Origin of the sequence: Mesorhizobium sp. M8A.F.Ca.ET.207.01.1.1, from assembly GCF_004794715.1 — a bacterium.
Classification (GTDB): Bacteria; Pseudomonadota; Alphaproteobacteria; order Rhizobiales; family Rhizobiaceae; genus Mesorhizobium.
The window spans coordinates 270,165-294,986 of record NZ_SRUS01000002.1 but is presented as its reverse complement, the minus strand read 5'-3'; the positions used below and the strand labels follow the sequence as shown (position 1 = coordinate 294,986).

The following is a 24,822-nucleotide window of genomic DNA, read 5'->3' as shown; positions in this document are numbered from 1 at the left end:
CATGAACGAACGGCACGCCGGCGCACCCGGCCAGGTGAAGGAAGTCACCAGTCTTGCCAATCCGCTGGTCAAGGACATCAAGGCACTCGCCTTGAAGAAATTCCGCGACCAGCAGAACGCCTTCATGGCCGAAGGGCTGAAGCTGGTCATCGATGCGCTCGATCTGGGCTGGCAGATCAGGACGCTTGTTTTCGCCAAGGCCGGACGCGGCAACGCGGCCGTGGAAAAGGTCGCGGCGCGCACGGTTGCCGCCGGCGGCACCGTGCTCGAAGTATCGGAAAAAGTGCTTGTCGCCATCACCCGCCGTGACAATCCGCAAATGGTGGTCGGCGTCTTCTCGCAGAAATTCCTGGCCCTGAAGGACATCAGTGCCGACAATGGCGATGTCTGGGTCGCGCTCGACCGGGTGCGCGATCCCGGCAATCTCGGCACCGTCATCCGCACCGTCGATGCCGTCGGCGCCAAGGGCGTCATTCTGGTCGGCGACACCACCGATCCGTTTTCGGTGGAAACGGTGCGCGCCACCATGGGTTCCATTTTCGCCGTGCCAGTGGCGAAGGCAACGACCGAGGCATTCCTTGCCTGGCGCGGCGGCTTTTCCGGTCTCGTCGCCGGCACCCATCTGAAAGGCGCGGTCGACTATCGCTCGGTCGATTTTTCCCGCGGGCCGGTGTTGCTGATGATGGGCAACGAGCAACAGGGCCTGCCCGAAAGCCTGGCGGCGAGCTGCGACAGGCTGCTCAGGATTCCGCAGGCGGGCCGTGCCGATTCGCTCAATCTCGCGGTCGCCACCGGCATCATGCTGTTCGAGATCAGGCGCGGCGCGCTGAAACTCGAACCAATCCCGGACCAGCAATGAAGGTTGTCCAATCGTGAAATCATGGTCTCCCTACGCGCTGCTCGTCATCGTGGCCATCGCGCTCGACCAATGGATAAAGACACTGGTCGAGGCCGGCCTGCCCTTTCAGGAGAAGCTCGACCTGCTGCCCTTCCTGGCGTTGTTTCGCACCTACAACACCGGCATCGCCTTCTCGATGTTCTCGTCCTTCGGCGACACCGGCCTCGTGGTCATCGCCGTGCTGGTCGTCGCTTTCGTGCTTTACCTCGCCACGCGCACGCCATCGGGCCATGTCATCGCCCGCATCGGCTTTGCCCTGATCATCGGTGGCGCGCTGGGCAATCTGATCGACCGTGCCGTCTACGGCCACGTCATCGATTACATCCTGTTCCACACGCCGGTCTGGTCCTTCGCCGTCTTCAACCTTGCGGACGCCTTCATTTCCGTGGGTGCGGCACTGGTCGTGTTCGACGAACTCATCGGCTGGCGGCGTGAACCCAAACCTTCGAACGCCAAGCCTTCCAAAGATTGACCCCGCGCGGCCATCGCCGCACAGTCAGACGCCAAGCAAGTTCGCGGAGAGAAAGATGACCGAAACGTTCAAAGCCATCCTCGTTTCGCGCGACGCCGAGAAAAAACAGTCGGTCGCCGTGACTGATCTCACCGACGCCGATCTGATGGAGGGCGACGTCACCATCGCGGTCGAGGCGACGACGGTGAACTACAAGGATGGACTGGCCATATCGGGCAAGGCGCCGGTGATCCGCCGATGGCCGCTGGTGCCGGGCATCGACCTTGCCGGCACTGTCATCTCCTCTTCCAATCCCGACTGGCGCAAGGGTGACAAGGTCATCCTGAACGGCTGGGGCGTTGGCGAAACCCATTTCGGCGCCTATGCCGGGCGCGCCCGCGTGAAGGGCGACTGGCTGGTGCCGTTGCCGGAGGGCATGAGCGCGCATGATGCCATGGCTGTCGGCACCGCCGGCTACACGGCCATGCTCTGCGTCATGGCATTGGAACGGCACGGCATCCTGCCTGATCGCGGCCCTGTCGTGGTGACGGGCGCTGCCGGCGGCGTCGGTTCGGTCGCGGTCTCCATCCTGTCCAGCCTCGGCTACCATGTCGTCGCCTCGACAGGCCGCAATGCCGAAAGCCCTTATCTGATCAATCTTGGCGCCGCCGAAGTGATATCGCGCGACGAGCTCAGCCAGCCCGCCAAGCCGCTGGCCAAGGAGCGCTGGGCCGGTGGTATCGATTCGGTCGGCAGCCACACATTGGCCAATGTGCTGTCGATGACCTCCTATGGCGGGGCGGTCGCGGCCTGCGGCCTCGCCGGTGGCATGGATCTGCCATCGAGCGTCGCGCCCTTCATCCTGCGCGGCGTCTCCCTGCTCGGCATCGATTCAGTGATGGCGCCGAAGGCCGTGCGCCTCGAAGCCTGGCGGCGCATCGGCTCCGATCTCGATGTGGACAAGCTCGCCAGCCTGTCCACGACCATCGGCTTCGACGGCATCATCGATGCGGCACACGACATCGTCGATGGCAAGATCCGCGGTCGCGTCGTCGTCGACATGTGACCGGACTGAGGGATCGCAGGCCGGACGGAATTGCCACATCGGGCGGCAAATCGGTCTTCGCCGGGGCAAAAACCCCGATCCGCTAAAATTCGAACGATCCCCCGCAATTTTCCATAATGTCTGTCTGGCAAGGATTTCGCATGATCGCGGAATCCGACAGCCAACGGGCCGACCCTGGCGACGACATCGTTGCGGCACCGGCGCAAGCGCCGGCAATGGCGCGGCGGTTTATCGCCGCGCCGCCGCTGGTGCCCGATCAGCAACCGGCCAAGCGCGAAGGCCTGCCGATCCTGACCTTCGTTGTCATGGTGCTGGCCGGCCTCTCCTACCTGACCGGAGCGCCGGTCTTCATCAGCCTTGCGTTGCTGGCAACAGGCCTTGCCGGCCTGGCCATGCACCTGCACGCCAGGCGCAGTGTACGCCGCAGTACGGTCCTGCTCGACGAAACCACCGCCCGCAACCGCGCCGAGATCGAGACGCTGGCCGACCGCATGTGGGAGATGCAGGAAAGCGAGGAGCGCTTTCGCGGTCTCATCGACGCGCTCGGCGATCTCGTCATCCATCGCGACCGCGACGGTTACATCGTCTATGCCAACAAGGTGTTCGCCGACCTTGTCGAAACCGATCAGCGCGACCTTGCCGGCAAGACGCTGGCCGAACTCGGCATCGAGGTCGGCATCGTTCCCGATGCCGCTTTCTCCGACCATGAATGCCTGAGTTCCACCGACGTCGCCATCCGCACGCCCACGGGGCCGCGCTGGTTCTCCTGGATCGAGCTGTCCGTGCGCGACAAGGACAGCGATGCCGTCTCGCATCGCGCCATCGCCCGCGACATCACCGCACGCAAGCGCGCCGAATCGTCCATGATCACGGCGCGCGAACGGGCCGAGTTCGCAAGCCAGGCCAAGTCGCGTTTCCTCGCCACTGTCAGCCATGAGATCCGCACGCCGATGAACGGCATCATGGGCATGGCCAAGCTGCTCGCCGACACCAGCCTGTCGCCGGAACAGCAGACCTATGTCGGCGCCATCTCGACCTCGGCCAGCGCCTTGCTTGCCCTGATCGAGGATCTGCTCGACTATTCCAAGATCGAGGCCGGACGCTTCGATCCCGAACCGCAGCCCATGTCCGTGCGCGAGATCGCCGACAACATCATCGAATTGATGGCCGCGCGCGCCTTCGCCAAGAATATCGGCCTCGGCTGCCATGTCGAACCGGATGTGCCGCAATTGATCACCGCCGATCCGGGCCGGGTCAGGCAGGTGCTGCTCAACCTCATCGGCAACGCCATCAAGTTCACCGACAGCGGCGGCGTGCTGGTCAGCGTCGCGCGCGCCCGCACCGAGACCAGCGACCGCATCTGCTTCACCATCGCCGATACCGGCCCCGGCCTGCGCGACGAGGACATGGAGCGCATCTTCGAGGAGTTCGAGCAGGCCGACGGCACCTCGACGCGCACGCATGGCGGTGCCGGACTGGGGCTTGCCATCTCCAAGCGTCTGGTCACCGCCATGGGCGGCACGATTTCGGTATCCAGCCGGCTCGGCCAGGGATCGGAATTCGTCTTCGAGATTCCGGCCATATCGGCTACCGAGCCGCCGCAGGGCCGGCTAAACGCGCTTGCCGGCCGACGCGCCGTGATCCTGTCCAAGAACACCGTCGAGGCCGACGCCATCGCCCGCACCATCCGCGCCAATGGCGGCGCGGCCGGCATCGCCACCACCGTGGCCCAGGCCGCATCCTTTGCCGATGGCTGTGACGTGCTTCTGGTCGACGCGGCCCTGGAAGAGAGTGACGGGAAGCTGCTCAAGCGGCTTCGCCAGCATGGGTTCACCGATTGCGAAGCCGTCACGCTGATCGCACCCACCGACCGCGGCATGCTTGGCGAGTTTCGTGCCAGCGGCTACGCGACATTCCTTGCCCGGCCGGTGCGCGGAGGAACACTTTTGCGTGTCCTTTTGAGCAGCCAGACGCCGGTCCTCGCCGCGCCGCGGCCGGAAAAACGCCGCGCACCGGCGCTTCGTGCCTCAGGCGAACGCCAACAGGGCCTGTCCGTGCTGATCGCCGAGGACAACGACATCAATGCCATGCTGGCCCGCGCAACGCTGTTGAAGGCTGGGCATCGCGTCAAGGTGGTCGGCAACGGCAAGGCTGCCGTCGAGGCGGTAACCGGCGCCGGCCACAAGCACCGCTTCGACGTGGTGCTGATGGATCTGCATATGCCGGTCATGGACGGATTGGACGCCATTGCCGCGATCCGCCGCCACGAGGAGGAAGCCTCCGTACCGCCGGTGCCGATCATGGTGCTGTCGGCCGACAGCCAGGAAAAGACCCGCCATGCGGTGCTCGCCCACGGCGCCAGCGGCTTCGTCACCAAGCCGCTCGACCCCGACGCGCTGGTCAGCGCCGTCGAAGGCCAGGTCGCTGCTTGAGCCGCCTTTTCCCGGTGCATGGCTGACGAAGCCCGCCAAAAAAGCAGCCCGGTTTCGGGCGCCCGCGAAGCCAACGCGCGTAGGCTCTTGTGCCGCAACATAGCCGGTTGACCGTTTTCGCCAGCCGACGAAGTATTGCCCGAGACGCCGTATCACGGTACTGTCACAATCCTGTTGCACCTACACCGTATCCCCGTGCCAAGAGGGATGGCTCGAAGGAGAATCACTCGTGCATACAGTTATGCCGGAATGTGACACTCGGCCGAACGCCAGCAGCGCCTTGCTCGCCGGACGTAATGTCGATTCCGTCATAAAAGGCGCAGCGCTCGGCCGTATCGGCAATCTCGAAGTGCGGCTCGCCCGCAACGAGGCCGAGATCGCGGCCGCGCAGGAAGTGCGCTACCGTGTATTTTATGACGAGCTTGGCGCCAGGAAGGATCTGTTCCAGGCGCAGGACCGCCGCGACGCCGATCGCTTCGACCCGCTCTGCGACCATCTCCTCGTCCTCGATACCTCGCTTTCCGGCCCTGAGCACCGCCGCATCGTCGGCACCTATCGCTTGCTGCGGCAAGAAATCGCGGCAACCGCCGGAGGCTTCTATTCCGAAGGCGAATTCGAGCTGACCAAGCTCATCGCCCGTCATCCCGGCCAGCGTTTCCTGGAACTCGGCCGCTCCTGTGTGTTGCCGGAATACCGTTCGAAGCGCACCATCGAGGCGCTGTGGCAAGGCATCTGGGCTTACATCAATCACTACGAGATCGGCGTGATGACCGGCTGTGCCTCCTTCCACGGCACCGTGCCGGCCGCGCACGCCGAGGCGCTCACCTATCTCGCCCATCACTGCCGCACCAACTCGGCCTGGGACGTGCGCGCTGTGTCCGGACGCTACTGCTCCATGGACCTGATGCCGATCGAGGCGGTCAACACCAAGGCGGCGATCGCGGCGATGCCACCACTGGTCAAGGGCTATCTGCGGGTCGGCGCCCGCATCGGCGATGGTTGCGTCATCGACCGCGAATTCTCGACCGTCGACATTTTCGTGGTGATGCCGGTCAAGGAGATCGGGGCCCGCTACGTCAACTATTATGGCGGCGAAGCGCAGCGCTTCGCGGCGTGAGCGAGTAGACAGTAGGCAGTGGGCAGTGGGCAGTGGGCAGTGGGCAGTGGGCAGTGGTGAAGACGCCACGATTCACGCTTTGGCGACTACTGACAATTTCCCTACTCCCTCTCTTCAGGGAATGTCTTCAGGCCGCCGGCCGGGCCGGCTTTTGTAGGCTGGAAACGTCCAGCCGAAACGGAGCGCACCGCCGCGCACCGCGAACGCCGCGGCGAAGCCGGCCAGTTCTGAAACGATCGGCGGCAATCCTGTGACGTCGCCAGCCGTGAAGATTGCAGCACCTGCGAGAGCGGCCGTAACGTAGATTTCCGGCCTCAGCAGCACCGAGGGCTCGCCGGCCAGCAGATCACGCAGGATGCCGCCTGACGTGGCGGTGAGCACGCCGGTGATGACGGAGACGACCGGCGAACCGGTAATGGCCAGCCCCTTGGCCGCCCCCATCACCGAAAAAGCGGCCAACCCGATGGCGTCGAGCCAGAGCAGCCATTTCCAGCGGGATTCGACACGGTGCGCACCAAAGAACACCAGCACCGCAACCGCCGCGCAGATCAGCACATAGCTGGAGTTGGCGACCCAGAAAACTGGCAGATTGAGGATAACGTCGCGAAGCGTGCCGCCGCCGATACCGGTGACGCTGGCCAGGAACAGAAAGCCGATAATGTCGAGCTGCTTGCGCGACGCCGCCAACGCCCCGGTCGCCGCGAAGACGGCAACGCCGGCATAGTCGAGGAGGGCGATGGGGTTCATGAATTATGCGGTTAAGGGAGCAGGGGAGTAGGGGAGTAGGGGAGTATGTTTAGCACGAAGCCGCATGATTCATACGGCTTCCTGTTTTCCTGCCCTACTCCCCTATTCCCTAATCACGCATCCTTTTCGGCCTGCTCATTGACCGGCCCTGGCTCGACCGGTGCGTCGGCGACAATTTTCGGGCCGCCCTTGGCGACGCCGACCATGGCCGGGCGCAGCACCCGCTCGCCGATCGAATAGCCCGGCTGCACGACCTGGACCACGGTGTTGGCCGGCACATCGGGATTGGGCACTTCGAACATTGCCTGGTGGAAATTGGGATCGAACTTTTCGCCTTCCGGCGCGAGTTTCTTGACCCCGTGCCGTTCCAGCGCCGACAGCATGGCGCGCTCGGTCAGGTCGACGCCTTCGATCAGTGCCTTGAAGCCGGCGTCCCCCGACGCCTTGGCCTCGGCGGGAATGGCATCCAGCGCGCGGCGCAGATTGTCCGACACCGACAGCATGTCGCGGGCGAAATTCGCCACCGCATAGGTTCGCGCGTCATGCACGTCGCGCGCGGTGCGGCGGCGCAGGTTCTCCATCTCGGCCGCTACGCGCAGCGCGCGGTCCTTCAGTTCTTCGTTTTCCTTCAGCAGTCGTACAAGCGCTTCATAGTCGCCATCGATGCTGCCTTCCGTGCGCTCGGCATTGGCCTCGGCCGCCTCGGCTTCACTGGGCGCGCGTTCGTCTTTTGCCTGGTCGCTCATCGCCGTTTCCCGTCATCTTGAATGGTGTGGATTTTGTGCCCGATATCGAGGTTCGCAGGCCAAAAATCAAGGGGAAAGCAACCGCAAGGCCCTTTGAAGACGCCGGGACGATGCTGCGATTTTAATTCAAATTTTACCGTACTTGCCGGCTTTGCTTGCCTCAGGGGCGTGATGGGGGAACCATTCCCTTGCTGGAAGAGTTTCGGAGCCGACGCAGGATTTTTGAGATGATGACCCGCAAAAAGCTTGAAAACGGCGAAAGGCTCGCCGCGGAGGTCCGGCGCCAGCTCGGTGCCGAGACGATGGCGCGTTTTCTGCGCACCTTGCCAGCCTTCCACACGGAGACCGACATCCCCGATCGTTTCAGGCAATTGCTCGACCGCCTTGACCGGGTCGAGAATGGCGACGCCTGGCGGCGGCAGTAGGCGCCTCGTCCGGCCTTACGCGACAATTACGCACAGTAACTTTACGTGAAGGCCGGCTTGCGGCGGCGGCGCACCCTGCCTATGCTTCCTGATGAACATGATTTCCCCCGAAATGGCGGCCAGTAGCAAGCGCGCCTGGCTCAAGATTCTGGCACGCTACAAGAAGCCCGACAGGCGGCGCAGCGCACTCGAACTTGCCATTACCCTCATTCCTTTCGCCTCGCTGTGGGCTCTGTCTTCCGCCGCCTATGCCTACGGCCATTGGTGGGGGCTGATCCTCATCCTGCCCGCGGCCGGGTTCCTGGTGCGGATCTTCATGATCCAGCACGATTGCGGCCATGGCTCGTTCTTCGCCAATCGCATTGCCGACGACTGGATCGGCCGAGCGCTCGGTGTCCTGACGCTGACGCCCTACGATTGCTGGCGGCGTGCCCACGCCGTGCATCATGCCAGCGCCGGCAATCTCGATGAGCGCGGCATGGGTGACATCAGGACGTTGACCGTCGCCGAGTACCGGCGCCTGTCCTGGCGCGGGCGCCTGGCCTATCGCCTCTATCGCCATCCGCTGGTGATGTTCGGGCTCGGGCCGATCTGGTTGTTCATCTTCTCGCAAAGACTGCCCATCGGCATGATGCGCGGCGGCTTTACGCCCTGGGTGTCGTCGATGACCACCAATCTCGCCATTGCGCTTGCGGCGGCATTGCTTATCTGGGCCGTCGGTCCCCGCGCGTTCCTGATCGTCCATCTGCCGATCGTCATTCTCGCCGGTTCGGCCGGCATCTGGTTGTTCTACGTCCAGCATCAGTTCGAGGAGACCGAATGGGCGAAGGACGAGGAATGGCAGTTCCAGCACGCAGCCCTGCACGGCTCGTCCTACTACGACCTGCCGCCGGTGCTGAACTGGTTCACCGGCAATATCGGCGTCCACCACGTCCACCACCTCTCCGCCAAGGTGCCCGGCTACCGGTTGCAGGAAGTGCTGCGTGATTATCCGGAACTGCGCGGTATCGGCCGCGTCACGCTGCTCGACAGCCTGCGCTGCGTCAAACTGGCCTTGTGGGACGAAAGCCGCAGCAAGCTGATATCGTTCCGAGAGGCACACGCGGCGCTGTAGCGCTTGTCTTGCTCCCCATCACTTGTCTTGCTCCCCATCAACGGAGAGGTGAAGTGTGGTCCGCGCAGCGGACGAAAAGCCAATTGCCTGGCTTTTCGAACAATGCCCAAGGGCCGCATGAGGAAGCTGCGCAAAGCTTTCCAACCTGAGTTGAAAGCGTAGAAGAGCAGCCGGTTCTCAGAGCCTCAGGCCGCCTGCCGCTCGTCGCGCATCAGGATCTCGCCATGGCGGATCTCCGTGCCCAGCACCTTCAGGCATTCGCGAATGAAATTGGACAGGCCCGGCCAGCCCTTGGCAGATACGAGATTGCCGTCGACATGGGCTCCGTTCGGCGCGACGTCGATATAGATACCGCCGGCCAGCGTCACTTCCGGCTCGCAATAGTGAAGCGCCGCCACTTCCCTGCCCCGCACCACGCCGTCGACCGCGATCAGGATCTGCACGCCGTGGCAGATGGTGAAGATCGGCTTGCCGGTCTCATGGAAGTGCCGCACCAGCGCCTGCACGCGCTTGTCGATGCGGATGTATTCGGGACCGCGCCCGCCCGCCGCGTAGACGGCATCGTACTGGCCCGGATCCACCTCGGAAAACGTCTTGTTGAGGATGTAATCGTGGCCGAGCTTTTCGGTGTAGGTCTGGTGGCCCTCGAAATCGTGCAGCGATGTCTTCAGCACATCGCCCGCCTTCTTGTCCGGGCACACGACATGCACGGTGTGGCCGACGGCATGCATGGCCTGCTCAAAGACGAAAATCTCATATTCCTCGCTGAACTCGCCAACGAGCATCAATATTTTCTTGCCAGCCATTCCCGGTTCCTCCCTTTGTGGCCATTTATTTCGGGTGAGGAAATAATCGACTTATCCTAAGGGCAGGACGGTGAAAGGGGAAGCGGAAATCGCCCTATTGGTAAGACCAGTTTTCGGAGACGGGCACGATCACCAGCAAATTCGAGTCGTTAAAAGGCCAAAATGGAATCATTGGTTCGACCAGACTACGGTCAGGCAACCGCCTTGATCATGTCCGCGGCCTTCTCGGCGATCATGATGGTCGGCGCATTGGTGTTGCCGCCGATCAGCCTCGGCATCACCGAGGCGTCGACGACGCGCAAGGCTTGCATGCCGTGGACACGCAGTTCCGGATCAACCACCGCCATATCGTCGATGCCCATCTTGCAGGTGCCGGCCGGGTGATAAATCGTGTCGGCGCGGGCACGGATATGGGACATAAGCTCCGCGTCGCTCGACACGCCGGCAGTGTAGATTTCCTTGTGGCGGTATTTGGCCAGTGCCGGCGCCTCCAGGACACCGCGCATCATTCGAACACCCCTCAGCAGAAGCTCGCCGTCACGTTCGTCCGATAGAAAGCGCGGGTCGATGCGCGGTGCCGCCAGCGGATCCGCGCTCGACAGCCCGACCTCGCCCCGCGAATATGGCCGCAGCACGCAGACGTGGCAGGAAAAGCCGTAACCCATATGCAGCTTGCGGCCGTGATCGTCGACGATGGCGATGCAGAAATGCAGTTGCAGGTCGGGCCGGCCGATCGCTGGGTCGGATTTGAGGAAGGCGCCGCCTTCCGCGTAGGGCGTAGCGATCATGCCGCCGCCATCCCTGCGCCAGCGCAGCATATGCCGCAGCAGGCTAGGCAGACCGCGCACACCGATGCCCATCATGTCGGCGTCCTTCGACGTCCAGCCCAGGATGAAATCGAGATGCTCCTGCAGGTTCTTGCCCACTCCGGGCGTTCGTGAGCAACCGGAATACCGTGCACGGCAAGTTCGGCGGCGGGGCCAATGCCCGATAGCAACAGCAGTTGCGGCGAACCGAAAGCGCCGCCGCAGACAATGACCTCGCGCCCGGCTTGTGCAATCGCTTCGCTGTTGCCCTTGCGATAGCGAACGCCGGTCGACCGCTTGCCGTCAAGCACGATGCCCGTGGCTTGTGCTCCGGTGATGACGGTAAGGTTGGGCCGGCTCATGACCGGATGCAGATATGCGGCAGCCGCCGAGCATCGTTCGCCATTGCGGCGCTCGCCCCAGAACTGGGTCACCTGATAGAGCCCGGCCCCTTCCTGCTCCGGTCCGTTGAAATCGTCGTTGCGGCGTATCTGGTTTTCGCCGCAGGCCTCGACGAAGGCCCTTGAGAGCGCACGCGGCTCCTGCTGTTCGCCGACCCGCAGCGGTCCTTCACTGCCATGTAGTGCGTCTGCACCGCGCTGATTGCCTTCGGCACGCCGGAAATAGGGCAGCACGTCGTCCCACGACCAGCCCCGGCAGCCGAGATCGGCCCATTCGTCATAGTCGCCACGGTGCCCGCGCGTGTAGAGCATGGCGTTGATGGCACTGGAGCCGCCGAGCGTCTTGCCGCGCGGCTGGTAACCCTTGCGGCCGCCAAGCCCAGGCTGCGGCACCGTCTCGAACGCCCAGTTGTTGATCTTCGGCCGGCCCGGCAGCAGCGCGATGACGCCGGCGGGTGCGCGGATCAGCAGATCCTTGCCGGCTCCTCCCGCCTCGATCAGGCAAACTGTTTTCGAGGGATCTTCGGAGAGCCGCGCGGCAAGCGTGCAGCCGGCGGACCCGCCACCGGCGATGACATAGTCGTAGCGCATGAGACCCCTCCCAGATCGTCAGGCGGATATTTCTATCCGGACGATCAGAGAAGGCCCGATCGCGGGCGATGTAAAGACGCGTGGACCTACCGCCGCGTCAGTTGCCGCGAGCCCGCCGCCAGGAATATCTCGGACCCTTGGGCTCCGATATGGCGGCCGGCTGGTAGTAAAGCCCCAGGCCGCCGGTCCGGCCTTCCTCCAGCCGCTTCAACAGCACCGGATTCGAGATCTCGAACTCGTCGAAACCAAGCCGCAGCATATGCGGCAACGGGTCGACCAGGATCTGCCCGGTGGCACGCAGCGCGCCCGTGAAATGATAGCGGTTGCGCAGCAGTTCGCCCTTGGTGAAAGACCGGCCGTCGCCGAAAGCCGGGAAGGCCAGCGCCACCAGCGACAGCTGGTCGAGCAGGTCGGCGATCTTCTCGAGTTGATCGCCGGGCTGCAGCACGACGCCAAGCCGCTCCTTTGCCGAGCGGCGCACCTCCGGGTCAAGATCGAGGAATGCCTGCAACGGCAGGATGAAGCGGCCATTGCCTGCCAGCGCGTCGGCGCTTTCGGCATGGGTCCACTCGTCCTCGCGAAACCCTTCAGGGGTCCAGAGCCGGGTCTCCGGTGTCGTCGGTTCAGTCATCAAAATTCCTAAAAATTCAAAGAGCTCAAGGGTGTGCTGAAATTCAGGTCAGGCCGCTTCGAAAACGGCTGCTTCCGAGAACCGGAGCGGAGCGTACTTGAAGTACGTGAGCCCCGGAAGCGCAGGAAGCTGCCGTTTGCAGGCCGGCCTCACCTGAATTGCAACATACCCTATAGTGATGCGTCGGTCAGCGACACTTCCAGTCCCGACAGGTGAATGCCGCACTCGGTCTTGGCGTGACCGGCCCAGCGGCCGCTGCGCGCGTCCTCGCCCGGCTGCACCGGCTGCGTGCACGGAAAGCAGCCGATCGACAGATAGCCATAGGCGACCAGTGGATTTTCGCGCAGCGCATGCGAACGCATGTAGTCGGCCTGATCCGACGTCGTCCAGTGCGCCAGCGGATTGATGCGGATGCGCGGGCCGACCGCCTCGAACACCGGAAGTGCGGCCCGTGTCGAGGCCTGGAAGCGCTTGCGACCTGTGAACCAGGCACGGAAGGGGGCGACGCCACGTGCCAGCGGCTCGACCTTGCGCACGTCGCAGCAGGCATCGGTGTTGTTCTGATGCAGATTGCCGGTCGGGTCGATCCGTTCGAGCGCCGCCTCGTCGGGCTTGATCACCCGGATGTTGGTCAGCCCGAAATCGGCGACCAGCGCGTCGCGATAGCCGAGCGTCTCCTCGAAATGCTTGCCGGTATCGAGGAAGATGACCGGTAGCGTGCGGTCGATCTCCGCGATCATGTGCAGCAACACCGCCGAATCCGCGCCGAACGAAGACACGGCGGCGATCTCGTCGTGGAACAGGTCCCTGGCCGCACGTTCGATGATCTCAAGCGGCTTCAAATGGCCATAGAGCGCATCGAGGCCCGCCGCCTTGGCGGCGGCGCCGTCCTCGACGTCGGCAATACGGTCAAGCGGCCTTGGCTTCGCCAGCATAGAGCGCCTCCTTGAACGGCGCGGGACCGACACGGCGGTAGGCGTCGATGAATATTTCCTGTGGGTTGAGCCGAAGGCCGAGATAGGTATCGACGATCGTCTCGATGGCGTTGGTGATCTCTTCCGACGAGAAGCCGCGGCCGATGATCTCGCCGACGGAGGTGTTTTCGTCGGCCGAACCGCCGAGCGTCACCTGGTAGAGCTCGGAGCCTTTCTTCTCGACACCGAGGATGCCGATATGGCCGACATGGTGGTGGCCGCAGGCATTGATGCAGCCGGAAATCTTGAGCTTCAATTCGCCGATCTCGCGCTGCCGCTCCAGCGAGGCGAAGCGTTGCGAGATTTCCTGCGCGATCGGGATCGAACGCGCCGTCGCCAGCGCGCAATAATCGAGGCCCGGGCACGAGATGATGTCCGAGATCAGGTTGGAATTGGCCGTTGCCAGCCCGATGTCGACCAGCGCGTCATAGACAGCCTTCAGGTCGGCGCGCGCCACATGCGGCAGGATCAGGTTCTGCTCGTGGCTGACGCGCAACTCGTCGAAGGCGTACTTCTCGGCGATGTCGGCGACCGCTTCCATCTGGCTGTCCGACGCATCGCCCGGTACCTCGCCGATGCCCTTGAGCGAAATCGTCACCGCGGCATAATCGGGATGGCGATGCGTCACCACGTTCTGGTCGAGCCAGTCCGAGAAGCCCTTGGAATCCAACCGCGCCACCTTGACGGCCGCGTCGCCTTCCGGACGCCCGGCCAGCGCCGGCGGCGCGAAATAGGCCTCGATGGCGCGGATGTCCGCCTCAGGCAGCTTCAGTTCCGCATCCTTCAACTCCTGCCACTCGGCCTCGACCTGGCGGGTGATTTCCTCGGCGCCGGTCTCGTGCACCAGGATCTTGATGCGCGCCTTGTACTTGTTGTCGCGGCGCCCATAGAGATTGTAAACGCGCAGGATCGCCGTGCAGTAGGACAGAAGATCGGCTTCCGGAAGGAAGTCGCGGATCTTGCGCGCCACCATCGGCGTGCGGCCCTGGCCGCCACCGACATAGACGGCGAAGCCGAGTTCGCCAGCGGCGTTCTTCTTCAGGTGCAGGCCGATGTCATGCGTCTGGATGGCGGCGCGGTCGCGCTCGGCTCCCGTCACCGCGATCTTGAATTTGCGCGGCAGGAACGAGAATTCCGGATGCACCGACGACCACTGCCGCAGGATTTCCGCATAGGGACGCGGATCGGCGACCTCGTCGGCGGCGGCGCCGGCAAAATGGTCCGCGGTGACATTGCGGATGCAGTTGCCGCTGGTCTGGATGGCGTGCATCTCGACGCTGGCCAGGTCCGCCAGGATCGTCGGAATGTCCGACAGCGCCGGCCAGTTGAACTGGATGTTCTGGCGCGTGGTGAAATGGCCGTAGCCCTTGTCGTATTTGCGGGCGATGTGGCCGAGCATGCGCAACTGCTTGCCGTTCAGCGTGCCGTAGGGCACGGCGATGCGAAGCATATAGGCGTGCAGCTGCAGGTAAACGCCGTTCATCAGCCTGAGCGGCCGGAACTGGTCCTCGGTGATCTCGCCGGACAGCCGGCGCTGGACCTGGTCGCTGAACTCGGCGACGCGGGCCTGGACAAAATCGTGGTCGAACTCATCGTAACGGTACATGCTTCGTCTTTCAGGGCGCGTCCGCCCACTTTCACTTTCAGTCTGGCTTACGCCGCCCGTATAGCCTGCTTGCCGAGATCGCCACGAATAGTGGGACCGGCGGCGCGGATCTTCTCGCGCAACCGCACCGGCTCGACGACGCCGTCGACGACTTCCGCGTCGATCAGATTGACGTCGACCACTTCATTGTCGGCATAGGCCTTGGCGCCGATCGCCTCCAGCCGATCCTCGGCCGCCTTGTCATGGGCAAGGTCTGCATGGTCCACCGTCTCGGCCCAGCCGCCATCGGCGTACCAGACGGCGATGCCGTCGCCGAGGCGATTGGCGGTCAGTATCTTCATGGCTGAACTCCCTCGGTGGCCGCTACGGGCGCATGCCTGTGAGCCGCGAGCGGCTCGGACCGCTCGAAATTGGCCCCGGCGACAGCGTCGCCGATGATGGTCATGACCGGTCCCGACAGATCCGCGCGCGCTTCCAGCGACGGCAGGTCGGCGAGTGTGCCGTGGAAGCGTCGGCGATTGGTCAGGCTGGCATTCTCGACCACGGCGACCGCCGTGTCCGGCGACAGGCCGGCCTCGATCAGCCGGCCGGCAACTTCGGCCGCGACCGAGCGGCCCATATAGACGGCGACGGTAGCACCGGAAATGGCGAGCTTGGCCCAGTCTGGCAATGAATTGCCCTTGAGATCGTGGCCGGTGGTGAACACCATCGAGGAGGAAACGCCGCGCAGCGTCAGCGGCAGCTCGAAATCGGCGGCAGCGGCGAAGGCCGCGGTGACACCCGGAACCACCTCATAGGCGATGCCGGCATCGCGCAGCGCCGCCATCTCCTCGCCGGCGCGCCCGAACACCAGCGGATCACCCGACTTCAGCCGCACGACGCGCTTGCCCGCACGGCCGAGCTCCACCAGCAATGCATTGATTTCGGCCTGGCTCTTGGTGTGGCAGCCCTTGCGCTTTCCCACCGGCAGACGCTCGGCATCGCGGCGCCCCATGGCGACGACCGCCTCCGGCACCAGCGCGTCATGGACGATGACGTCGGCTTCCATCAGGAGACGATGCGCCCGCAGGGTCAGGAGATCCTCGGCGCCGGGACCGGCGCCCACCAGGGCGATGTGGCCGCGAACGGGCGCGTCGGACGTCAGCAGATCGGCGGCGGCTTCGCGCGCCCGCGAAAATTCGCCAGCCTCGACCGCGCGCGCCGGCGCTCCACCGAAGAAGTCGCTCCAGAAACGGCGACGTATATTGCCCCTGGGCAATCTCTCGGCGGCATTGCGGAACGAGGCGGCAAGCGCCGCCAGCGCGCCAAGCGACGGCGACAGCATGCGGTCGATGCGGCCGCGCAGCATCTGCGCCAGCACCGGGCCTGCGCCTTCGGTGCCGATGGCAATGGCGACCGGCGCGCGGTTGACCAGCGCAGGCGTGAAGAAATCGCAGAGGTCCGGCCGGTCGACCGCATTGACCGGAATGCCCAGCCGGCGCGCGTCGGCGGCCACGCGACGATCGAGCGTCTCGTCGCCGCTGGCGGCAAACACCATCACGGCGCCTTCGAGCCGTGAGGCGTCATACCCGGCGGCCACATGGTTCGCGCCGGTCTCGGCGATGAAGGCCAACAGCTCCGGTTCGGCATTTGCGGCGATGATGTACAGAACCGCGCTCGACTGGGCGATCAGCCGCGCCTTGGCCAGCGCCTGCTCGCCGCCGCCGACAATGGCCACGGCTTCGCCCTCGACCCGCACGAAGACGGGAAAGGCATTGAGCTTGGTGGTGGCTTGCGGCATCAGAAAAGCAATCCGGGAACAGTTTCGCAGTTTTACGCCCAGGCATAAAAAAGCAGAAGCAAAGCACTCGCTCATCCGGTGATGGCAGGCAATCGCTTTTTCGCAACCGCGAAGAGCAGGAGAAAAATATTCCACGCCCATGCCCTGAGCACACCGGGGCCGTCGAAACAGGCCTTGATTTCAGGCACTTTTAGCTGCCGGCGACTTATCTCGCAAAATAGTTTTTTCTAAATTCTACCAATTCAGTAGATTAAAGTCGTGCAGAGGCGATTTCATGTTCGCCGCCCGTCTTCGCGACCGCTCGGTCCGCCGTTTCAGTTGGAACGTGACCGGCCAGAACGCGTTCCCGGAATAGCCACCACTCAACGAGGAGCGTTTTCATGAACACGATCAATTTGAAGCATGGCATTTGGGTTCTGGTGGCCGACGGTGAAAAGGCGCTCCTGCTCAAGAATGCCGGCGACACCAAATTTCCCAACCTTGAAGTGGTGCAGGTGATGGAACAGGAAAACCCGCCCACCCGCGAACAGGGAAGCGACAGCCCGGGCCGATACAATGATGGCCCATCCGTACACCGCAGCGCGGTCGAGGAGACCGACTGGCACCGTATCGGCAAGGAACGCTTCGCCCAGGAGATTGCCGCCCGGCTCTACAAGCTTGCCCATGACGGCGAGTTCGACAGCATCGTGCTTGTCGCCCCACCGGTGGTGCTCGGTGCCATGCGCAAGAAGCTGCATAAGGAGGTTGGTGACAAGGTGACGGCCGAGATCCCGAAGACCATGACAAATCACGGCATCTCCGAGATCGAGGCCTTGCTGCAGGCAGCCTGATCGCCGGCAACAGGGCGAATACCGTCGCGGGCTCGAACAGATCGGCGGCATCCGTTCGCCGGTCCGGCATTTTGTCGCCGCGCCGTCGCTTTTCGCACCCTTGCGGGTTGCATCATCGTTACCGCTTCCACCATATTGCAAGACAGGCGACGGCTTCGGGCGGCGCATATCCGACATCGCTAGCTTGAAAGGCGCTCCATAGACAATGCCGCATGACACGCCCCTTATCGCCACCATCGTCGCCGGTCTGGGGCTGGCTTTCGTCTTCGGCGCTCTCGCCAATCGTTTCCGCATTCCGCCACTGGTCGGCTATCTCGTAGCCGGCGTGTTGGTCGGGCCGAACACGCCCGGTTTCGTCGCCGACGCCGGGCTTGCCAACGAATTGGCCGAAATCGGCGTCATCCTCCTGATGTTCGGCGTTGGCCTGCATTTTTCGCTCAAGGACCTTCTGTCGGTCCGCGCCATCGCCGTGCCTGGCGCCATCGTCCAGATCGGCTTTGCCACCGCACTCGGCGCCGGGCTGTCCTGGATGCTCGGCTGGTCGATGGGCGCGGGCCTGGTGTTCGGCCTGGCGCTGTCGGTCGCCTCGACCGTGGTGCTGCTGCGCGCACTTCAGGAACGCCGGCTGATCGAGACCGAGCGCGGCCGCATCGCCGTCGGCTGGCTGATCGTCGAGGACCTGGCCATGGTGCTGGCGCTGGTGCTGCTGCCGGCGCTTGCCGGCGTGCTCGGCGGCCAGGAACAGGCCGATGCCCATTCGAGCGGCCTGCTGACGCTGCCGGCCAGCTATGGCATCTGGGGTGTCGTCGGCATCACGCTGGCCAAGGTTGCCGCCTTCGTCGTCGTCATGCTGGTGGTCGGCCGCCGGGTCATTCCGTGGATCCTGCACTACGTCGCCCATACCGGGTCGCGCGAGCTGTTCCGTCTCTCGGTGCTCGCCATTGCCCTCGGCGTCGCCTTCGGCGCGGCAAAATTGTTCGGCGTCTCGCTGGCGCTGGGCGCCTTCTTCGCCGGCATGATCATGAGCGAATCCGAGCTCAGCCACCGAGCGGCGGAAGAATCGCTGCCGCTGCGCGATGCCTTCTCGGTGCTGTTCTTTGTCTCCGTCGGCATGCTGTTCGACCCGTTCAGCCTGATCAGCAACGGCCTGCCGATCCTGGCGACGCTGGCCATCATCGTCATCGGCAAGTCGCTGGCGGCGTTCGTCATCGTCGTCGCCTTCGGCTATCCCCTGGCCACGGCCTTGATGATTTCGGCCAGCCTTGCCCAGATCGGCGAATTCTCCTTCATCCTGGCCGAACTCGGCGTCGGGCTGAAACTTCTGCCCGAACAGGGCCGCGACCTCATCCTTGCGGGGGCCATCCTGTCGATCGTGCTCAACCCGCTGATGTTCCTGGTCATCGACTGGATGAAGCCTTGGCTGGAGGCCCGCGCCACCAGGACGGCACCGCCGGTGGACGCCAAGCCGGTTGGTCCGGCGACGGAACCGGGTCAGGTGGCCTCCGTTGCCGCAATGGCGAAAGCCGAAGATGGTCCGCCGCCGAAGACGAGCCTCACCAACCACACAATCCTGATCGGCTACGGACGGGTCGGCGGCCTTGTTGGTGCCGCACTGAAACAAGCCTCCCTGCCCTTCCTCGCCATCGAGGATGCCGACAAGACGCTGGCCAGACTGAAAGCCGACGGCATCGAAACCATCGCCGGCAATGCCGCCAATGCCGAAGTGTTCGCCGCCGCCAATCCTGAAGGTGCAAAGCGGTTGATCCTTGCCATCCCCAATGCCTTCGAGGCCGGCCAGATCGTGCTGCGGGCACGCACCGCCAATCCCAACATCAACGTCGTCGCCCGCGCCCATTCCGATGCCGAGGTCGAGCATCTGAAGGGATTAGGCGCCGACACGGTGATCATGGGCGAACGCGAGATCGCGCGCGGCATTGTCGAAGAGGTGCTTGGCCACAAGCCGCGGGCCGCTGAACCGTCCGCTGCCTGAACCGACGTGCCACAGGCGCGCTGATCATGCCACGAATGCCGAACCGCCGTTTTGCGCGACGCTGCCGAGGTATTTTGCCGGAGGCTTGCCAAGCGCCTTCTTGAACATGGTGATGAAGGCGGTGACCGAGCCATATCCGAGATCGCCCGAGACCTGCTGCACACTCGCACCCGAGGCCAGCTCCCGAATGGCGACGATCAGGTGCAATTGCTGGCGCCAGCGCCCGAAGCTCAAGCCAGTCTCCTTGACGACGAGACGCGCCAGACTGCTTTCGCTGAGCGCAACGCGGCTGGCCCATTGTGCCAGCGTGCTGCGATCGGCGGGGTCCTGCGCCAACGCCTCGGCGATCCGCCTCAATCGCGGCTCGGCTGAAATCGGGAGATGCAGTTGCTGGACAGGCATGCGCGGCAGTTCGGCAAGCAGGGTCCTGGTCAGGAGGTCATCCCTTGCCTTGTCGTCCTGCACGCTGTCGGACAGCTCGACGATCAGTTCGCGCAGCAGCGGCGAAATTGAAAGCGTGCAGCACCGGTCCGGCAATTCGGCGGCTCCCGGCTCGATATAGACGAAGAAGATCCGGGCATTGGCCGTCGCGATGTTGCTGTGCTCCATGGAACCGGGGATCCATACCCCGCAATGCGGCGGCACCATCCACAGGCCGCTCGGAACGCGGCATGTGACGCCGCCTCCGAGCGCAAAGACGAGCTGGCCCTTGCGATGCCAATGAGCGGGAACCTCTGCACTGGTTTCGGTGACGTCGACACGAACGGCGATGGCTGGCGCCAGCACGTCATCGACATTGAAATTGAGCCATGGGTAGCGAAGAGGCTGTCTCATGATCGACTGCTTTTAGCGATTAAATGCCATGATAGCTAAATTCCTCGAGCTGCGAAGCCGGTAAGGTCCGGCGTCCAGCAAGAAGGGTGCGTAGCCATGCTCGCCTTAATCATATCTTCCGACAGCGCCACGCGGCTCAGGCTGGCCGAGGTGGAAGAACCTCGGCCCCTCGCGGACGAAGCGCTCGTCTCCGTCCACGCAACCTCGTTGAACCGGGGTGAACTGCGCCTGCTCACCATCCGTCCGAACGGCTGGAGACCCGGCCAGGACATCGTTGGAATTGTCGAACGCGCGGCCGCCGATGGCTCCGGGCCGGCTGCGGGCACCCGGGTCGCGGCCTTGGTCGACCAGGCCGGCTGGGCCGAACGGGTCGCCGTTTCAACCGACCGTCTCGCCGTCCTGCCGGATGAGGTCGGCTTCGTCTCGGCAGCCACGCTCCCCGTGGCGGGCACGACGGCGCTCAGGACTTTGCGCCATGGCGGTGACCTGGCCGGCCAAAAGGTCTTGATCACCGGTGCAAGCGGTGCCGTCGGTCGCTTCCAGATCCAGATCGCCCGCGAGCAGCGTGCTTCGGTGACCGCCATCGCCGCCACTCGACACCACGAGGATCTGCGTGGGCTAGGAGCCGAGCAGATCGTCGAGTCGATCGAGCAAGCTGAAGGACCGTTTTCGCTGATCACCGAGTCGGTCGGCGGCAAAAGCCTCGCACATGCGATCGAACGCGTCGCGCCCGGTGGGACAATCGTCATCTTCGGTTCGAGCAGCGGCGAACTCACGCCGGTTGGATTCCGCCAGTTCGTTCCGGGTCACGAAGGGGCAAGGCTTCAGACATTCGCCTACTACACGTCCGGTTCAGCTATCGGCGCTGACATCGCCGCGCTGCTCGCCGTGGTCGCCGCCGGACGGCTGGAAACCCGCGTGGCTATGACCGTGCCGTGGACGGAGATCGGACAAGCCCTGGACGCACTGCGCCAGCGCAGCTTCAGCGGTAAGGCCGTTCTCACCTTGGCCGGATGAGCAGGCCTTGGCTCGACCAGTTCAAACGTGCTGGCCGCCATTGATGTGGATTTCCGAGCCGGACACATAGGAGGACTGGGCCGAGCACAGGAAGAAGATGATGTCGGCGACTTCCGCCGTGGTACCCAGGCGCCTGAGCGGGATGGTCTCGACGATCTTGTCCGTGCCCGGCGACAGGATCGCCGTGTCGATCTCGCCCGGTGCGATGGCGTTGACGCGGATGCCGTGCGGGCCGAAATCATGCGCCATCTCGCGCGTCAGCGAGCCAAGTGCGGCCTTCGACGTCGCGTAGGCGGTGCCGGCGAAGGGATGCACGCGGGTGCCGGCGATCGAGGTGACGTTGACGATCGAGCCTTTCGCGGCCGCCAGTTCCTTGAACAGGCCGCGCGCCAGCATGATCGGCGCGAAGAAATTGACCTGGAACACGTCGCGCCAGACATGCATCGGCGTGTCGATCGAGTTCATGCGGCTGTTGCCATCCCTGAGCTTGGGCGAAATCCCGGCATTGTTGACCAGCGCATTGAGCTGGCCGCCATGCGCTTCGAGCCGATGACGGATCTCCGACACGGCAATACCGACATCTTCCTGATCGGCGAGATCGACCTTGATGTGGTCCTCGGGACCGGCAGGCCACGGGCAATCCTCGGCGAAGGCCTGGCGCGAGCAGGTGATGACGCGCCAGCCCTCGCGCGAAAAGCGCTTGACCGTGGCATGGCCGATGCCTCGGCTGGCGCCGGTCAGCACGATGGTTTTTCTGGTGTCGAGTTCAGCCATGTCGCGGTCTCCGGCCGGAGGTGTAGCCGAACACCGTGGCGCTGGCGAGAGGCGGATTGACGCTCAGCCGCCACCGAGAATGTCGAGGATCGAAGTCCGCTTCTTCTTCAACGGACCGCCAACGCTGCCCGGAGGGACCGGATGCCCGACCGAGGCGGTCGTGCCATTGTCAGCCGGCATGTCAAAACCATCGGCATCGACGGTCTGGGCGGGCCGCGCCGCGCGGACCGGCGCTGGCCTCGCCGGTGCCGTCGCCTGCGCGATCGGCGCTTGCTGTCCGACCGAAGCCGACGGAACCGGTGCCGGCTGGTTGTTGTCGGCCGAGGGAATGTCGTCGGGCACAATGGTATCCGGCGGCGTCGACTTCCAGGTGCCGGGCAGCGGCCGCACCGGCACGCCCTCATGCGCGGCGACCATGAATTCGTGCCAGGCCTGCGCCGGCAGCGCGCCGCCGGTGACCTTCTTCATCGCCGTGCCGTCATCATTGCCGAACCACACGCCGGTGGTGAGATTGGCGGTGTAGCCGACGAACCAGGCGTCGCGCGAATTCTGGCTGGTGCCGGTCTTGCCGGCCGACGGCCAGGCGAAGGCCGCCTTCTTGGCGGTGCCGACCTCGACCGTCCCGGTCATCATCGAGTTCATCATGCCGACGATCTCGGGCTTGATCACGCGCGGCGCGCTGCCGCCGGCGCTGTCATAGAGTACCTTGCCGTCGGCTGTCGTCACGCGGCGGATGAAGTGGATGTCGGGCTTGTAGCCGCCATTGGCGAAGGGCACATAGGCCGAGGTCAGCTCCAGCGGCGTCACTTCCGAGGTGCCGAGCGCGATCGAGGTGTTGGCCAGCAGATCGGACTGGATGCCCATGCGGTGCGCGGCTTCCACCACCGCGTTCGGCCCGACCTCCATGGTCAGCTGCGCGGCAACCGAGTTCAGCGACTTGGCCAGCGCCGTCGCCAAGGTGACTTTGCCAAAGTACTTGCCGCCGTAATTGTCGGGCGTCCAGTTGCCGATCTTGATCGGCGCGTCGTTGCGCACGCTGTCGGGCGTACGGCCGGCCTCGAGCGCCGCCATGTAGACGAATGGCTTGAACGCCGAGCCAGGCTGCCGGCGCGCCTCGGAGGCGCGGTCGAACTGGCTGGTCGAATAGTCGTAGCCGCCGACCATGGCGCGCACCGCGCCGGAATCGTCGATCGATACCAGCGCGCCCTGGGTGACGTTGAGCTTCTTGCCGCTGTCGTCGATCAGCCGGCGGATCGACTGTTCGGCAAGCTTCTGCAGGTTCAGGTCGACGGTGGAGTCGATGACGATATCGCCGCGCACGTCGCCGATCAGGTCGGGCAGTTCTTCCATGATGGTGTCGGCGACATAGTTTTCCGAGCCGGTCCAGTAGGACGGCGAGCGCGTCGCCGGCGCGCTCAGCGCCGTCTTCAGCTCCTTCTCGCTGATCTTGCCCTCCTCGCGCATGGCGGCGAGCACCAGTTGCGAGCGCTCCTCGGCGGCCTTGGGATCGCGCGCCGGCGACAGCCGAGAGGGCGCCTTCAGCAGGCCAGCCAGGAGTGCGGCTTCCGACAGGGTGACGTCGCGCGCGCTCTTGCCGAAATAACGCCGCGAGGCCGCCTCGACACCAAAGGCACCGGAGCCGAAATAGACCCGGTTGAGGTACATTTCGAGGATCTGGTCCTTGGTGTGCTTATGCTCCAGCCACAGCGCCAGCAGCACTTCCTGCACCTTGCGTTCCAGCGTGCGGTCGGGCTTCAGGAACAGGTTCTTGGCCAATTGCTGTGTCAGCGTCGAACCACCTTGCGAGAAGTGCCCGCCGGCGAGATTGGTGACCATGGCGCGCGACAGGCCGATCGGATCGACGCCGAAATGCGAATAGAAACGGCGGTCCTCGATGGCGATCACCGCCTCGGGAATATAGGGCGACATTTCGTGCAGGCCGACCGCTTCGCCGCCACTCATGCCGCGATTGGCCAGCAGCTGTCCGTCGGCCGAGACGATCTTGATGTTGGGCGCGCGGTCCGGGATCGACCAGGTCGTGGCCGCGGGCATCTTGGCGCCGTAGTAGACAACGACGCCCGCGACCGCGATGCCGCCCCATATGGCGAGCACGAAGCACCAGTAGACCAGCCGGCCGAGCACGCCGAACAGGCCACGCCCGCTTCCACCGCGCCTTCCCCGGGCCGATTTCCCCTTCGATGATTTGCGTTTGGCGGAGGCTTTGCGGTTGCTCGGCACGACGCGGTCCTCCTCGCTCACCGAAAGACCCGTCTGGGATTTCGCCCGTGGCGGTCCCTCGAAGCTGGGCTCGATGCGGCTGTCTCTGCGGTTCGCCATGCGCTGCGCTGATATCCCCGGTGCCAATGGCGCTCGGGTTGAAGAGTAGATGCGGCGATTTAAGGGCGGGTTAAGCAGGCCTTCGGCCAAGCCTTTGAATTTCGTTAGGAATTTGTTAACCCTGTTGCCGCCGACGGTGGCCGGATGACAGCCGGCTTATGCGATGCGAAGCCTCTGCTGGACCTCTTGGCCGCAACGCGCGCCTTATTTGCCTTCCCTACGTTTTTCGATCTCATAGGTCAGCCATCGGCAGAACATGCCGGCAATCGAAGCCGCCGCGCCGACAAGCAGACATGTGGTCAGCAGCGGGCTTTTGGAAGCGCTCGACCAACTGACGATGGCCAGCAGCACAACGCTCAGGGTTGAGATCAGATAACCCACGCCCTTGAGCAAGTGCAAAGAAGCTTTTGTCATGCCTTGAAATCTCCTCGGCCTGCTCTTGGGAACAT

Annotated in this window: 22 protein-coding genes and 1 pseudogene; 10 read left to right on the top strand and 13 right to left on the bottom strand. The window is 64.2% G+C overall.

The genetic code is table 11. From position 1 onward, the window contains the following. Position 1: 1 nt before the first annotated feature. The 5 genes from EN850_RS06290 to EN850_RS06270 all read left to right on the top strand — a co-directional run bounded on the left by EN850_RS06290 (position 2) and on the right by EN850_RS06270 (position 5,964). Positions 2-859 (top strand): RNA methyltransferase, encoded by an 858-nt coding sequence (locus tag EN850_RS06290; protein WP_127869998.1) that lies wholly within the window; start codon positions 2-4, stop codon positions 857-859. Positions 860-872: 13 nt separating this feature from the next. Beyond that, the gene (lspA, locus tag EN850_RS06285) at positions 873-1,370 is read left to right on the top strand and encodes a signal peptidase II (protein WP_127279743.1); all 498 of its coding nucleotides are present in this window, start codon (positions 873-875) and stop codon (positions 1,368-1,370) included. A 55-nt stretch (positions 1,371-1,425) separates the two neighbouring features. Further along, positions 1,426-2,415: an MDR family oxidoreductase gene (locus EN850_RS06280; RefSeq protein ID WP_136090847.1), complete on the top strand. Its 990-nt coding sequence runs from the start codon at positions 1,426-1,428 to the stop codon at positions 2,413-2,415. A gap of 140 nt (positions 2,416-2,555) precedes the next feature. Next, positions 2,556-4,847: a PAS domain-containing hybrid sensor histidine kinase/response regulator gene (locus tag EN850_RS06275; RefSeq protein WP_136090846.1), complete on the top strand. Its 2,292-nt coding sequence runs from the start codon at positions 2,556-2,558 to the stop codon at positions 4,845-4,847. A gap of 241 nt (positions 4,848-5,088) precedes the next feature. After that, positions 5,089-5,964, top strand: coding sequence for a GNAT family N-acetyltransferase (locus EN850_RS06270; protein ID WP_167531310.1), 876 nt, complete (start codon positions 5,089-5,091; stop codon positions 5,962-5,964). Between the two features lie 114 nt (positions 5,965-6,078). On the opposite strand, the gene EN850_RS06265 is transcribed toward EN850_RS06270, so the two are convergent. Further along, complete coding sequence (locus tag EN850_RS06265; protein ID WP_127870002.1) at positions 6,079-6,711, bottom strand: trimeric intracellular cation channel family protein; 633 nt, start codon at positions 6,709-6,711, stop codon at positions 6,079-6,081. 113 nt (positions 6,712-6,824) lie between these two features. Beyond that, on the bottom strand, positions 6,825-7,457 hold the full coding sequence (gene grpE / locus EN850_RS06260; protein WP_127870003.1) for a nucleotide exchange factor GrpE: 633 nt from the start codon (positions 7,455-7,457) through the stop codon (positions 6,825-6,827). 227 nt (positions 7,458-7,684) lie between these two features. On the opposite strand from grpE, the gene EN850_RS06255 reads away from it, so the two are divergent. Together EN850_RS06255 and EN850_RS06250 are read left to right on the top strand one after the other, a co-directional pair. Continuing rightward, the gene (locus EN850_RS06255; RefSeq protein ID WP_136090845.1) at positions 7,685-7,882 is read left to right on the top strand and encodes a hypothetical protein; all 198 of its coding nucleotides are present in this window, start codon (positions 7,685-7,687) and stop codon (positions 7,880-7,882) included. A gap of 91 nt (positions 7,883-7,973) precedes the next feature. Next, positions 7,974-8,996 carry a fatty acid desaturase gene (locus tag EN850_RS06250; RefSeq protein WP_127280460.1) on the top strand — a complete coding sequence of 341 codons (1,023 nt, stop codon included), beginning with the start codon at positions 7,974-7,976 and terminating at the stop codon, positions 8,994-8,996. Positions 8,997-9,181: 185 nt separating this feature from the next. Here the strand turns inward: EN850_RS06250 and EN850_RS06245 are convergent, their stop codons facing one another. The 7 genes and pseudogenes from EN850_RS06245 to cysG all read right to left on the bottom strand — a co-directional run bounded on the left by EN850_RS06245 (position 9,182) and on the right by cysG (position 16,591). Next, positions 9,182-9,802: a DJ-1/PfpI family protein gene (locus EN850_RS06245; RefSeq protein ID WP_127280673.1), complete on the bottom strand. Its 621-nt coding sequence runs from the start codon at positions 9,800-9,802 to the stop codon at positions 9,182-9,184. Between the two features lie 191 nt (positions 9,803-9,993). Next, positions 9,994-11,600 (bottom strand): annotated as a pseudogene (locus EN850_RS06240) (GMC family oxidoreductase N-terminal domain-containing protein). Between the two features lie 97 nt (positions 11,601-11,697). Then, the gene (locus EN850_RS06235) at positions 11,698-12,231 is read right to left on the bottom strand and encodes a DUF934 domain-containing protein (protein ID WP_135865762.1); all 534 of its coding nucleotides are present in this window, start codon (positions 12,229-12,231) and stop codon (positions 11,698-11,700) included. A gap of 170 nt (positions 12,232-12,401) precedes the next feature. Next, positions 12,402-13,166 (bottom strand): phosphoadenylyl-sulfate reductase, encoded by a 765-nt coding sequence (locus tag EN850_RS06230; protein WP_135929372.1) that lies wholly within the window; start codon positions 13,164-13,166, stop codon positions 12,402-12,404. Further along, entirely contained in the window at positions 13,141-14,811 is a 1,671-nt protein-coding gene (locus EN850_RS06225; RefSeq protein ID WP_136090844.1) for a nitrite/sulfite reductase, read from the bottom strand. Before EN850_RS06225 ends, EN850_RS06230 begins: the two co-directional genes overlap by 26 nt. Before the next feature lie 47 nt (positions 14,812-14,858). Further along, a complete protein-coding gene (locus tag EN850_RS06220; protein WP_127281321.1) occupies positions 14,859-15,152 on the bottom strand; it encodes a DUF2849 domain-containing protein in 294 nt (97 codons plus the stop codon). After that, entirely contained in the window at positions 15,149-16,591 is a 1,443-nt protein-coding gene (gene cysG, locus EN850_RS06215) for a siroheme synthase CysG (RefSeq protein ID WP_135865768.1), read from the bottom strand. The genes EN850_RS06220 and cysG overlap by 4 nt, the downstream gene beginning before the upstream one ends. Before the next feature lie 380 nt (positions 16,592-16,971). Here cysG and EN850_RS06210 point away from each other — a divergent pair, with 380 nt between their 5' ends. After that, positions 16,972-17,421 (top strand): host attachment protein, encoded by a 450-nt coding sequence (locus EN850_RS06210; protein WP_135865771.1) that lies wholly within the window; start codon positions 16,972-16,974, stop codon positions 17,419-17,421. A 205-nt stretch (positions 17,422-17,626) separates the two neighbouring features. Next, positions 17,627-19,411: a cation:proton antiporter gene (locus tag EN850_RS06205; RefSeq protein WP_127870011.1), complete on the top strand. Its 1,785-nt coding sequence runs from the start codon at positions 17,627-17,629 to the stop codon at positions 19,409-19,411. 24 nt (positions 19,412-19,435) lie between these two features. Here EN850_RS06205 and EN850_RS06200 read toward each other — a convergent pair whose 3' ends face one another. Further along, positions 19,436-20,245: a helix-turn-helix transcriptional regulator gene (locus EN850_RS06200; protein ID WP_135919066.1), complete on the bottom strand. Its 810-nt coding sequence runs from the start codon at positions 20,243-20,245 to the stop codon at positions 19,436-19,438. A gap of 96 nt (positions 20,246-20,341) precedes the next feature. Between EN850_RS06200 and EN850_RS06195 the strand changes: the two genes are divergently transcribed. Next, positions 20,342-21,262: a zinc-binding dehydrogenase gene (locus tag EN850_RS06195; protein ID WP_136090843.1), complete on the top strand. Its 921-nt coding sequence runs from the start codon at positions 20,342-20,344 to the stop codon at positions 21,260-21,262. 21 nt (positions 21,263-21,283) lie between these two features. On the opposite strand, the gene EN850_RS06190 is transcribed toward EN850_RS06195, so the two are convergent. From EN850_RS06190 to EN850_RS06180, 3 genes are all read right to left on the bottom strand, one after another. Next, entirely contained in the window at positions 21,284-22,036 is a 753-nt protein-coding gene (locus tag EN850_RS06190) for an SDR family oxidoreductase (protein ID WP_127870014.1), read from the bottom strand. A 63-nt stretch (positions 22,037-22,099) separates the two neighbouring features. Beyond that, positions 22,100-24,373, bottom strand: a complete 2,274-nt coding sequence (locus EN850_RS06185) for a transglycosylase domain-containing protein (RefSeq protein ID WP_127870015.1) — start codon at positions 24,371-24,373, stop codon at positions 22,100-22,102. Positions 24,374-24,577: 204 nt separating this feature from the next. After that, on the bottom strand, positions 24,578-24,787 hold the full coding sequence (locus EN850_RS06180) for a hypothetical protein (RefSeq protein WP_127277475.1): 210 nt from the start codon (positions 24,785-24,787) through the stop codon (positions 24,578-24,580). Positions 24,788-24,822: the final 35 nt, after the last annotated feature.